This window comes from Mycobacterium sp. E1715, from assembly GCF_001667625.1.
Lineage (GTDB): Bacteria > Actinomycetota > Actinomycetes > Mycobacteriales > Mycobacteriaceae > Mycobacterium.
Map to the genome: position 1 here is coordinate 1 of NZ_LZJJ01000302.1, position 11,701 is coordinate 11,701.

The 11,701-nt window shown below is 68.0% G+C and carries 10 protein-coding genes and 2 pseudogenes; 6 read left to right on the plus strand and 6 right to left on the minus strand.

Features of this window, described 5'->3' with window-relative positions; translation table 11 throughout:
• Positions 1-246: 246 nt before the first annotated feature.
• The gene (locus A9X03_RS15300) at positions 247-1,905 is read left to right on the plus strand and encodes an LGFP repeat-containing protein (RefSeq protein ID WP_197696089.1); all 1,659 of its coding nucleotides are present in this window, start codon (positions 247-249) and stop codon (positions 1,903-1,905) included.
• A gap of 16 nt (positions 1,906-1,921) precedes the next feature.
• Here A9X03_RS15300 and A9X03_RS15305 read toward each other — a convergent pair whose 3' ends face one another.
• From A9X03_RS15305 to A9X03_RS15320, 4 genes are read right to left on the minus strand one after another with little or no spacing between them, the layout of a single operon-like run.
• Positions 1,922-2,737 carry a Cof-type HAD-IIB family hydrolase gene (locus A9X03_RS15305; protein ID WP_067760248.1) on the minus strand — a complete coding sequence of 272 codons (816 nt, stop codon included), beginning with the start codon at positions 2,735-2,737 and terminating at the stop codon, positions 1,922-1,924.
• 15 nt (positions 2,738-2,752) lie between these two features.
• Positions 2,753-3,538, minus strand: coding sequence for a 1-acyl-sn-glycerol-3-phosphate acyltransferase (locus tag A9X03_RS15310; protein WP_067891566.1), 786 nt, complete (start codon positions 3,536-3,538; stop codon positions 2,753-2,755).
• A 14-nt stretch (positions 3,539-3,552) separates the two neighbouring features.
• Positions 3,553-4,308, minus strand: a complete 756-nt coding sequence (locus A9X03_RS15315; RefSeq protein WP_067760251.1) for a 1-acyl-sn-glycerol-3-phosphate acyltransferase — start codon at positions 4,306-4,308, stop codon at positions 3,553-3,555.
• Positions 4,309-4,314: 6 nt separating this feature from the next.
• Positions 4,315-5,082 carry a 1-acyl-sn-glycerol-3-phosphate acyltransferase gene (locus tag A9X03_RS15320; protein ID WP_067760254.1) on the minus strand — a complete coding sequence of 256 codons (768 nt, stop codon included), beginning with the start codon at positions 5,080-5,082 and terminating at the stop codon, positions 4,315-4,317.
• Between the two features lie 62 nt (positions 5,083-5,144).
• Between A9X03_RS15320 and A9X03_RS15325 the strand changes: the two genes are divergently transcribed.
• The 3 genes from A9X03_RS15325 to A9X03_RS15335 all read left to right on the plus strand — a co-directional run bounded on the left by A9X03_RS15325 (position 5,145) and on the right by A9X03_RS15335 (position 7,841).
• The gene (locus tag A9X03_RS15325; protein WP_067779926.1) at positions 5,145-5,888 is read left to right on the plus strand and encodes a phosphotransferase; all 744 of its coding nucleotides are present in this window, start codon (positions 5,145-5,147) and stop codon (positions 5,886-5,888) included.
• Positions 5,889-5,949: 61 nt separating this feature from the next.
• On the plus strand, positions 5,950-7,500 hold the full coding sequence (locus tag A9X03_RS15330) for an MBL fold metallo-hydrolase (RefSeq protein ID WP_068261725.1): 1,551 nt from the start codon (positions 5,950-5,952) through the stop codon (positions 7,498-7,500).
• Positions 7,497-7,841, plus strand: coding sequence for a hypothetical protein (locus tag A9X03_RS15335; RefSeq protein WP_068261719.1), 345 nt, complete (start codon positions 7,497-7,499; stop codon positions 7,839-7,841). Before A9X03_RS15330 ends, A9X03_RS15335 begins: the two co-directional genes overlap by 4 nt.
• On the opposite strand, the gene A9X03_RS15340 is transcribed toward A9X03_RS15335, so the two are convergent.
• Positions 7,824-9,254, minus strand: coding sequence for a condensation domain-containing protein (locus tag A9X03_RS15340; RefSeq protein ID WP_068261722.1), 1,431 nt, complete (start codon positions 9,252-9,254; stop codon positions 7,824-7,826). The two genes, A9X03_RS15335 and A9X03_RS15340, sit on opposite strands and share 18 nt — an antisense overlap.
• A gap of 436 nt (positions 9,255-9,690) precedes the next feature.
• Here A9X03_RS15340 and A9X03_RS15345 point away from each other — a divergent pair, with 436 nt between their 5' ends.
• Both A9X03_RS15345 and A9X03_RS15350 read left to right on the plus strand, forming a co-directional pair.
• Positions 9,691-10,416 carry a GAP family protein gene (locus tag A9X03_RS15345; RefSeq protein ID WP_067779932.1) on the plus strand — a complete coding sequence of 242 codons (726 nt, stop codon included), beginning with the start codon at positions 9,691-9,693 and terminating at the stop codon, positions 10,414-10,416.
• Positions 10,417-10,458: 42 nt separating this feature from the next.
• Positions 10,459-11,289 (plus strand): annotated as a pseudogene (locus A9X03_RS15350) (PE-PPE domain-containing protein); the annotation flags it as partial.
• A gap of 81 nt (positions 11,290-11,370) precedes the next feature.
• On the opposite strand, the pseudogene A9X03_RS29840 reads toward A9X03_RS15350, so the two are convergent.
• Positions 11,371-11,701, minus strand: a pseudogene (locus tag A9X03_RS29840) (PE-PPE domain-containing protein); the annotation flags it as partial.

An 11,701-nucleotide genomic window follows, 5' to 3' on the forward strand; every position in this document is an offset into this window, starting at 1 on the left:
GCATCACGTCGTTGACCAGGCCACCGCCGCCGCGGGTGCCCTGCCGGCCGCCGCGGGCGCTGCCGGGGCGTTGCCGGCTGCCGCCGGCGCGGCACCGGTCCTGCCACCCGTCTAGACCTTCAGGAAACCCTCCAACCAGACGGCACCGCAGATTCTTCTGCGGTGCCGTCGAATTTGGCGCAGTTTCGTCGCGCCCAGGTCGTGTCGTCTCATCATTAACATTAGAAACACAAGTAACATCGGCTGGTGTCTCCTAGTCGTGGGCCGACGACATTGCTCACCGCCATCGCGGCGACCGTCGTCATCGTCTCCTGGGTGGCCGACACCACGCGCGATCGCGGCACTGCCAGTCCGCCGCCGACCCACGACACCCAGCTGACCGAACAGCCGCTGGTCGGGTTGGGCGGCGGTGTCACGGTTCGCCAGATCAGCCAGGACACCCCGTTCTCTCTCGTCGCGCTCACGGGCGACCTGGCAGGCACCTCGACCAGGGTGCGGGCGCGGCGGCCGGACGGTTCGTGGGGGCCCTGGTACCAGACCGAGTACGAGACGGCGGCGCCCGACGGGGCGACGGCAGCCGGATCGCTCGAGGGGCCGCGCGGAACCGACCCGGTGTTCGTCGGCACCACCACCACCGTCGAGATCGCGGTCACGCGTCCGATGGATGCGCCGCCGACCCTGGGGGCCCCACCCGTCGGCGGGGGACCATCACCCGCGCCCCCCCGCGAGACCGATCTGGGCTACAAACCGGCGTCCCGGGAACAACCCTTCGGGCAGAACATCTCCGCCATCCTCATCTCCCCGCCGCAAGCACCGGCCAAAGCCCAGTGGACGCCACCCTCGGGCGTGCTGATGCCCGGCCAGGCCCCCGCCATCATCAGCCGGGCGGAATGGGGTGCCGACGAGTCGCTGCGTTGCGGTAGTCCGCAGTACGACAACGGCGTTCGTGCCGCCGTCGTACACCACACGGCGGGCAGCAACGACTACTCGCCGCTGGAATCGGCCGGGATCGTCAAGGCCATCTACACCTATCACAGCAAGACCTTGGGCTGGTGCGACATCGCCTACAACGCCCTGGTCGACAAGTACGGCCAGGTGTTCGAGGGCAGCGCCGGGGGGCTGACCAAAGCGGTCGAGGCCTTCCACACCGGCGGATTCAACCGCAACACCTGGGGCGTGGCGATGATCGGCAACTTCGACGACGTACCCCCCACGCCGATCCAGCTGCGCACCCTGGGCCGGCTGCTGGGCTGGCGCCTGGGCCTGGACAACGTCGACCCCAAGGGCACCGTGTCGCTGGAGTCGGCGGGTAGCCACTACACCACCTTCCCGGCCGGTTCCGTCGCGACGCTGCCCACGATCTTCACGCACCGCGACGTCGGCAACACCGATTGCCCGGGCAACGCCGCCTACGCGCTGATGGACGAAGTACGCGACGTCGCTTCGCATTTCAACGATCCGCCGGAGGAACTGATCAAGGCCCTGCAGGGCGGCGCGATCTACGACCACTGGCAGGCGATGGGCGGCATGAACAGCGTACTGGGCGCGCCCACGGCCCCCGAGGACAGCGCGGAGGGTGACGCGCGGTACGTCACCTTCGCCCGGGGCGCGATGTACTGGTCGCCGGAAACCGGCGCCCAGCCGGTCACCGGCGCGATTTACGACGCCTGGGCATCGCTGAGCTACGAACGCGGACCGCTCGGGTTGCCGACCAGCGCCGAACTTCAAGAGCCGCTGCAGATTACGCAGAATTTCCAACACGGAACGCTGAATTACGAGCGGCTCACCGGCAACGTCACCGAGGTCGCGGAGGGGATCATCACGCCGCTCTCGACGCAATCACCGAGCGGCCCCACCGTGCCGCCCGAACACTTCTCGTTACCGGCGCACCCGTCTGCCACCTAGCCGGTCCCGGCAGTCGCTAGAGCCACCAGCGCTCGAGCACCCGCCCCACCCCGTCGTCGTTGTTGACAGCGGTGACCTCGTCGGCGGCGGCCAGCACGTCGGGATGGGCGTTGCCCATCGCCACGCCATGACCCGCCCAGCGCAGCATGGGCAAGTCGTTGGGCATGTCGCCGAACGCCAGTACCTCCTCGCTGCCGATCTGCAGGGGCCTGGCGATCTCGTCCACGCCGGTGGCCTTGCTGGTGCCCAGCGGCACGATCTCCACGAGACCGTTGTTGGTGGAGTAGGTGATATCGCCCTCGATGCCGACGTGCTTGGCCAGCTCGGCGGCCATATCGGCGCTGCGGGCCCCACTTCGGCGGATGAGCAGCTTGATCGCGGGCGCACTGAGCAGGTCCTCGATCGACACCTCGGTGTTGTCCGGGTTCAGCCACGCGTGCTCGTAGCCCGGTGAGCTGATGAACTGGGGGGTCGCCGTGTCGTGGGCGCGTTCGCCGATTCGCTCGACGGCCAGGCCCGCGCCCGGGATGACGCGCGTCGCCAGCTCCGCAAGCTCGGCCAGCGTGTCGACGGGCAGCGTCCGCGTCGAGACCACCCGGTCCGTGGCGGGATCATAGACGACGGCGCCGTTGGCGCACACCGCGATTGGCGCGAAGCCCAGCGCGTCGACGACGGGGCGTATCCACCGCGGCGGCCGGCCGGTCGCCACGACGAACGTCGCGCCGGCATCGACGGCGGCGCGCACGGCATCGCGGGTACGCGGGGTGATGGTTTCGTTGTCGTCGAACAGGGTGCCGTCGACGTCGCAGGCTATGAGCGCCGGCTGGGTCACGTTGACGTCATCTGGTCAATGCACTCCGCTCTGGTCCTGTCCGGGTCGGGTCACGCCGTCCGTGCCGTATTTCTGCATCCGCGCCTGCAACTCCGACAAGCGGATCGCCCGGGAATCGTCCTGGGTGGGCGCGGCGCCGCCGAGCCGCCTCGGGACCCAGAATTCACCCTCCGGGTGGGGGTATTCCTCCTGTACCTGATACAGCAACGCATTCATCGACTGGCGCAGCGCCGCGTTGAGCTGTTCGGGCGTGCCGTGCGGCGGCAGCGGCCGGCCTGCGGCGACGGTGATCGGAACCTTGTTGCGCCACACCTTCTTTGGATGGTCCTTGGGCCAAATCCGATGGGCACCCCAGACGATCACCGGAACGATCGGCACCTGGGCGTCCAGCGCCATCCGGGCCGCACCGCTCTTGAACTCGCGCAGCTCGAAACTGCGGCTGATCGTGGCTTCGGGGTGCATCCCGATGAGCTCGCCCTGCCGCAGGCGCTGCGTGGCCAGCTCGAGCGCGCCGTTCCCGTTGGTGCGGTCCACCGGGATCAGCCTGGCGTGGTTGATCACATAGTTGACCGCCTTCACGTCGGCCATCTCGGCTTTGATCATGAAGTACGCGCGCCGGTGGCGCTCGCGCACCGCGAGCAGCGTTGGCAACCAGTCCAGGTAGCTGGTGTGGTTCTGGGCCAGCAGCGCGCCACCCCGCTCGGGGATGTTTTCCAGCCCGCGATAGGTGAACTTGGTTCCCTGCATCGCAACCATCGGCGGTACGACCCACTCGCACAACCGGTAGAACCCCTCGGGCATGTCTTCTCCTTCGTCTACCGGGACGGCCGTCCGCCTCGGCCCGCGGCCCGCGCCGCCGCCTCGTCCGCCTCCATCCGGGCCGCCTCCGCCATGGTCGGTGCCCCACCGCCCAGCCGGCGCGGCGTCCAGTACGCCCCCGGCTCGTGCGGATAGTCCGCTTGGACCCGGTGCAGCAGTGCGGTCATCGACTCGCGCAGTGCGGCGTCGGTCTGCGCGATGTCTTCGGCCGCCGGCACTGGCGCGCCTGCCTGCACTTTAATCGGTACCTTGGCGCGGCTCAGGTTGCGTGGGTGGTCTTTGGTCCAGATCCGGTGGGCGCCCCAGACGATCACCGGGACGATGGGAACGTCGGCTTCGATGGCCATGCGCGCGGCGCCCGTCTTGAATTCCTTGAGCTCGAAGCTGCGGCTGATGGTGGCCTCCGGATAAACCCCCACCAGCTCGCCCTCGCGGAGCCGTTGCACGGCCACGGCGTAGGCGCCGGCCCCGGCGCCGCGGTCCACCGGAATAGTCCGGGTGTGCTTGATCAGGAAGTTGACGATCCGCACCTGCTGCATTTCGGCCTTGATCATGAACCTGAGCCGCCGTCTCCGCCGGTGCACGGCCAGCGCGGCGGGCAGGAAGTCGACATAGCTGGTGTGGTTGATCGCGATCACGGCGCCGCCGGTGTCGGGGATGTGCTCCTCGCCTCCGTAGGAGATCTCGGTGTTGGTGGCGACGACCACCAGCCGAGCCAGAATCTCGAGCGTGCGGAAGACGGGCTCCACCATTGATCGCTACTCCGGAGCTCCCGTGGGTCCGGCCCGGCGGGCAGCGCGAGCGGCGGCCTCCTCGGCGTCCATCCGGGCGGCTTCGGCCAGCGAAGGGGCGCTGCCGCCCAACCGCCGCGGCACCCAGAACTCACCCGCCGGGTGCGGCCCGTACATCTCCTGGGCCCGCTCCAGCAGGTGTTGCATCCGCGAGTGCAACAGCCCCTTGAGCTCCTCGACGCCCAACGTCGGTTCGATCGGCTCGCCGACCAGCACCGTGACGGGCACCTTCGGCCGCATCAACTTTTTCGGGTGCCCCTTGGTCCAGATGCGCTGCGCGCCCCAGACGATCACCGGAACGATCGGCACCCCGGCCTCGACGGCCATCCGGGCGGCGCCCGACTTGAATTCCTTGATCTCGAAGCTGCGGCTGATGGTGGCTTCGGGGTAGACGCCGACCAGCTCACCGTCCTTGAGGTTCCTGACCGCCTCCTCGTAGGAGGCGGCGCCGTCCTGCCGATTCACCGAGATGTGCCGCAGGCTGCGCATGATCGGGCCGGTGATCTTGTTGTCGAACACCTCCTGCTTGGCCATGAACCGCACCTTGCGTCCCAGTCCCTGCTGGTAGGCGGGCAGACCCGCGAACGTGAAGTCGAGGTAGCCGGTGTGGTTGATGGCGATCACGGCACCGCCGGTTTTGGGCAGGTTTTCGACCCCCGCCACGGTGATCTTGAGGCCCTGTAGGCGCCAAACCAGGCGGGCAAGTTGAATGACAGTCCCGTATACCGGTTCCACAGCTGATCAGCCTAATGCTCCTGGCTGTGAGTCACCCGAGGTGGCGAAAAGGAGGCCATCGCTTGAGCTTCCCCGCGGCACCCGTTCCGCCGCCCGAAGTGGTTCGCCGGTTTGCCGGCGGCAGGGTGGTTCGCGCCGTGTGGGTCAACGAGATCGGTGGGGTGACCTTCCGGATCGGCCCCGACGCCGGCGGCGCCGAGTTCATCAAGGTCGCGGAAGCCGGCGTGACCGACTTTGCCCGTGAAGCGGAGCGCCTGCGTTGGGCCGCCCGGTACGTGCTGGTGCCGCCGGTGCTGGGCGCCGGCGTCGACGGGGGCTGCGCCTGGCTGCATACCCGGGCACTGCCCGGCGTCTCGGCCGTACATCCGCGCCTGCGGGCCACACCCGAGGTGGCCGTGCGCGCGATCGCCCTCGGCCTGCGCAGGCTGCATGACCGGCTACCGGTGTCGTCCTGCCCGTTCGACTGGTCGGTCGAGGGCCGGCTGGCGGCCCTGACACCCGTCGCGCGTGCACGGCTGGGCAGCCCGCCGCCCATCGACCGCCTGGTGGTGTGCCACGGCGACGCCTGCTCGCCCAACACCCTGGTCGACGGGCGCGGCCGGTACCGCGGGCATGTCGACCTGGGCGACCTCGGTGTGGCCGACCGGTGGGCCGACCTCGCGGTCGCGACGCTGTCGTTGGGCTGGAATTTCCCCGACCGGGTGTGGGACGGAGAATTCTTCGCGGCCTACGGCGTCGAGCCCGACGCCGCTCGCATCGACTTCTACCGACGGCTGTGGGAGGCCGACGATGCCGCCTCGCGCTAAGCTCGGGGGCTGAAAACCCGTTACCGGGCCGTGGGCGAGTACGGCCCCCAGGAAGGTGTTTGTGCAGGTCACCAGCGTAGGTCACGCCGGATTTCTGATCGAGACCCCAGCGGGCAGCATCCTGTGCGACCCGTGGGTCAACCCCGCGTACTTCGCGTCCTGGTTCCCCTTCCCGGACAACAGCCAACTGGACTGGGACAAGTTGGGTGACTGCGACTACCTGTACCTGTCGCACCTGCACAAGGACCACTTCGACGCCAAGAACCTGGCCGAGCACGTCAATAAGGACGCGGTGGTGCTGCTGCCGGACTTCCCGGTCCCGGACTTGCGAAATGCGTTGCAGGAGTTGGGTTTCTACCGGTTCTTCGAGACCGGCAACTCGGTCAAACACCGCGTCAGCGGTCCGAAGGGCGAGCTCGACGTGATGATCATCGCGCTGCGCGCGCCGGCCGACGGGCCGCTCGGTGACTCGGCGCTGGTGGTTTCCGACGGCGTCACAACGGCTTTCAACATGAACGACGCCCGGCCGGTCGATCTCGACGTGTTGGCGTCGGCGTTCGGCCACATCGACGTGCACATGCTGCAGTACTCCGGCGCCATCTGGTACCCGATGGTCTACGACATGCCCGCCCGTGCCAAGGAGTCCTTCGGCGTCCAGAAGCGGCAGCGGCAGATGGACCGTGCCCGCCAGTACATCGCCCAGGTGGGCGCCACATGGGTCATCCCGTCGGCCGGTCCGCCGTGCTTCCTGGACACCGAACTGCGCCATCTCAACGACGACCACGGCGATCCGGCCAACATCTTCCCCGACCAAATCGTGTTCCTCGACCAGATGCGGGCCCACGGCAACGACGGCGGCCTGCTGATGATCCCCGGCTCGACCGCGGACTTCACCGGCGCCGCCCTGAACTCGCTGAGCCACCCGATGCCCGACGACCAGGTCGAGGCGATCTTCACCACCGGCAAGCAGGCCTACATCGCCGACTACGCCGAGCGGATGGCGCCCGTCCTGGCCGCCGAGAAGGCGCGGTGGGCGCCCGCCACGGGCGAGCCGCTGCTGGAGCAGCTGCGTGCGCTGTTCGAACCGATCATGTCGCAGAGCGACGAGATCTGTGACGGCATCGGCTATCCCGTCGAACTCGTGATCGGCCCGGAAACCGTCGTCCTGGACTTCCCGAAGCGTACTGTGCGCGAACGCATTCCCGACGAGAAGGTCCGTTACGGTTTCGCCATAGCGCCGGAGTTGGTGCGCACCGTATTGCGCGACCGGGAGCCCGATTGGGTCAACACCATCTTCTTGTCCACCCGGTTCAGGGCGTGGCGTGTCGGCGGTTATAACGAATACCTGTACACCTTCTTCAAATGCCTCACCGACGAGCGGATCGCCTACGCCGACGGCTGGTTCGCCGAGACTCATGACGATTCTTCGTCGGTCACGCTGGACGGCTGGGAAATTCAGCGCCGCTGCCCACACCTGAAGGCCGACCTGTCGAAATTCGGTGTGGTCGAGGGCAACACGCTGACCTGCAACCTGCATGGCTGGCAATGGCGATTGGACGACGGTCGCTGCCTGACCGCGCGGGGTCACGAACTGAGAAGTTCGCGGGCATGAGCGCCACCCACGCCCAGTGTTACGACGACGGCCTGGTCCAGCTGGACCGCGCGGCGATCACCCTGCGCCGCTACCACTTTCCCTCCGGCACGTCGAAAGTGATCGCACTCGGCGCGGTTCGTGGGTACAAGGCCGAGGGGTTGGGCCTGCTGACGCATCGATTCCGGATCTGGGGCAGCTCGGACTTGCGCCGCTGGCTCCCGCTGGACGTGAGCCGGCCGTTCAAGTCGACGCTGATCACGCTTGACGTGCCGGGCATTCAGCCCAGCCCCGCCTTCACGCCGGCGCGACCCGAGGAGTTCACCGCACTCCTGGACGAGCTGCTAAGTCAGCGCGGTTAGCCGCGCGGGCGAGTGCGCGAACATCTGGCTGCGCCTGCCGTCGGCCACCCGGACATACGCCGACTTCAAGGCGTCGATGTACCGGCGCACCGATTCGCGGGCGACCGGGTTGTCGGGAAACAACACCGTCACCTTGGTCTCGTGTTGTAGCCGGATGACCCACAGCGAGACTTGATGGGACACCCTGCCCTCGTCGTAGATCCGAAAGTTCAAGTCGGAGTTCGCGACCGAGGACAGCGGGGCGATGCTGGCGTCCAGGAACGACATCACGAAGTTGCCGGGCCGCGGCCTGGCCAAACCCGCCCCCGGGGGCGCCAACTCCAGCACCCGGTCGAACGGAATGGTGGCCAAGTCGATGCCCGAATCGAAGGACGTCTGCGCGGAGTGCGCCGCGTCCCCGAAAAGCCCGGCGTCGATGTCGACCGTGACCGGAACCAGGCCGGTGAACCAGCCAGTCGTCATCAATTCCGTTGGCGTCCTGCGGGTATCGGTAGTCGTTACCGCGGAAAACGTTTCCGCACCGGTCAATTCACGGTGCGTGAGGCCCGCGCAGGCGAACACACCGCCGCTGAAGCGGGCATCCGCAGCCACGCAGGCCCGCTCGAACCGTTCCGTCTGCCGTTCGTCCATCAGCGTCTCGGTGACGAGCTTGCCGGCATAGGGCACCGAGAGGTCGCCGAGTCGCAGCGGAAAGTGCGGTAGCGTCCCCCCGTTTTCGGCGGCGAAGGCGGTCCACGCGCGCACCTTGGGGGAGTCGGCCGTCAACGTGGCCATCTCCTCCCGCTGCCGAACGCAGTACTCGCCGTAACGCCCGGCCTCCGGGAGTTCGACGGGCGCGCCGCCACCGACCAGGGTGGCGTACATCAGGTGGATCTCCGTGAAGAGAACGCCGACGATCATGGGGTCGACGCAGAGGTGGGCGATGCTCGCGTAGAAGGTGAAGTGGTTGTCGCTTTGCACCACTCCGAACAGAAAACAATCCCACTGCAGCGGCTGCGGGGTCGATATGTGTTCGCACAACTCCGTGGGCGTGAGCCCCCCGTGCTCGATCGGGACGAGTTCGATGTCATCGGGGTCGGCGATGGTGTGGCGAACGATCTGTTGGGCGTCGCGGTAGTCGAACCAGCTGTGGTAGGTGTCATGCCGGCGGATGTGCGCATTGACCGCGTAGTTCATGGCGCGGATGTCGCAGCGGCCGGGGACCTCCCAGGTGAAGATCATCAGGCGCGACATGTCCAGGCCCCGCGCGGCGTGATCGCTGTAGCGCCGAAGGTGTTGGGTTTGCTGGTAGCTGGGGGGAACCGGACTGGGCGGCGCCGCTGCCGCTTTGGCCCTCGCCGCCGGTGAGGCGTGCCAACAGATGACGGAGCGCGCCTGCGGTGTCCAGTCTTGAAGAGTGGTTATGCCGAACACTGAATACCCTGCACCTCCGCGCTATTCGGCTCGGCGGGGCGCAGCTGCGCGCCCGCCGGGCGATGCTCAGGCGACCTGCCGTCCGCGCTGTCGCCGCGGAGCCGAGCCCGCCGGGGCACCCGCAGCCATCCCGCGGCCAGGCGTGTTTCACGCTGCTCCACGAAACCCTCTGGTGGGCACCAACAATGACGGCACCGGACCGGCAGGCCCAGCCGCCCCCAGGATTTCTCCAGCCGCAAGTGGTGCTGCGGGAGCCCCCAGCATATCCGCTTTGGGCGGGGTCCGCCCCGCGACATCCCGTGTGCGCGTGACGTTTGGGTTACACCCGTCAACCCAGCCTGACGAAATTCGCTACCCCCTGGCATGATCAGCCGAGACCGGCTTGTGCGGGCGAGTTTGGGCGCTGGACCTGGCCGCGTGCGGTACGTTGCCCAGCATGTGGATCACCGTGCTGGTATTGGCCGGCTCGGTGATTTTCGAACCGATCCGGCTCGGTCTGGTGATCCTGCTGCTCAGCCGGCGGAGCCCGCTCAGGCAGTTGCTCGCGTTTCTGTGTGGTGGCTTCGCGATGGGCGTGGGCGTGGGGCTGACGGTGCTATTCCTGCTACGGACCGCGCCGGTGGTCGGCCACGTCAGTGTGGCGCAAGTGCAAATCGCTTCCGGGCTCGTGGCTTTGCTGATCGCCGTTGTGGTGGCCACGCGCGATTCGGCGCGCAGCCGCGCCCGCCCCGCCGAGGCGCCCGTCAGGGTCGGAACTGGCGGCGTTGCGCTGCTGGAGCGGCCGGCACCGAGCGGCCGCCGGCAACTGGCTGACCGCGCACGCGTCTTCTTGCGGGGCGACTCGCTTTGTGTCGCAGCGGTTAGCGGTATGGGCGCCGCTTTGCCGTCGGCGAACTACCTGGGCTCGATGGCCGCCATCCTCGCCTCGCACGCCGCGCCCCTCGCGCAGGTTCAGGCGCTGGTGGCCTTCAACCTGGTGGCCTTCACCGTGGCGGAGCTCCCACTGATCGGGTATCTCACGGCGCCGCGCAAGACGCGTGCCGTCATGGCCGGGCTGCGGAACTGGTTGCTGTCACGCGGTCACCGCGACATCGCGGTATTGCTGGCCTTCGCGGGTTGTTTCATGCTCGTCCTCGGGCTGACCAGCATCAGTGCGCGGTAGCATCCCTGCTGTAGCTCTTTCGGTAGGCCGTGAGGAGAGTTCGTGAACAAATTGCTCACCTCGGCCATCACCGTTGGAACATTGGCGTGCGCAATAGTTTTCGATTCCGGTGGCGCCGCCGCCGACACCGCTTTGATAGTGCCCGGCACGGCCCCGTCCCCCTACGGGCCGCTGCGGTCGCTGTATCACTTCGATCCCGCGATGCAGCCGCAGATCGACGCGAACTACTACAGTCCGGCGGCCGTGCGCCGCGTGGTGCCCTACCCGGGCAGCTTCTGGCCGGTCACCGGGCTGAGTTCGCCGACCGTCAACAGCTCCGTGACCACCGGGGCGAACAATCTCGATGCCGCGATCCGCAACACCGACGGACCCATCTCGGTGGCCGGACTGTCCCAGGGTTCGCTGGCGCTGGACCGCGAGCAGGCGCGCCTGGCACACGACCCGACGGCGCCGCCGCCCGGTCAGCTCACCTTCATCAAGGCCGGTAACCCCGACAACCTGCTCTACAAGGTGTTCGGGCCCGGGACGCACGTGCCGATCATCGACTACACCGTCCCCGCTCCGGTGGAGAGCCAATACGACACGGTCAACATCGTGGGGCAGTACGACCCCTTTTCCGACCCACCCAACCATCCCGGAAACCTGCTGGCCGACCTGAACGCGATTGCGGCGGGCGGGTATTACGGTCACAGCGCCACCGCATTCTCGGACCCGTCCCGGGTCGCACCGTGGGACATCAGGAGGACCACCAACGACCTGGGTGGCACGTCGACGACCTATTTCATCCGGAACTCCGAGCTGCCGCTGGCCCGGGCGCTGGTCGACGGGGCGGGGATGCCCCCCGAGGCGGTGGGGCCGATCGACGCGGTGCTGCCCGAAGAAGAGAAGTCACCGGCGCCGATAGCCGAACAGCTGATTGGCTTTTCGCCCCGCGACGGGCTGCGGCTCTAGCGGTTACTTCTTGGCTTTGACGACCGCGCGGACGACCTTGCGCACCACGCCGCCTTTGCCGAGCCCGGGACCCGGGGTGAGGATCCGGGCCAGGTTGGCGACGGCCAGGGAGTTGGTGGCCAGGTTGATCCCGGCGCGGGCGCCGCGGATGGGCCAGGAGACCGCAGAGAAAATCGTCGGGATGTGGGTGATGCCGTTGATGATCTGGACCGGGTTGTGCGCCGGGCCCGGGTCGTAGGCGCGGTCCACCATCGGGCGCAGCACCGCGTCGATCGGCCCCACCGCCTCGGGGGGCATCCCCGCCCCGTCGACCAGCGCCCGGGCCAGCGGCAGC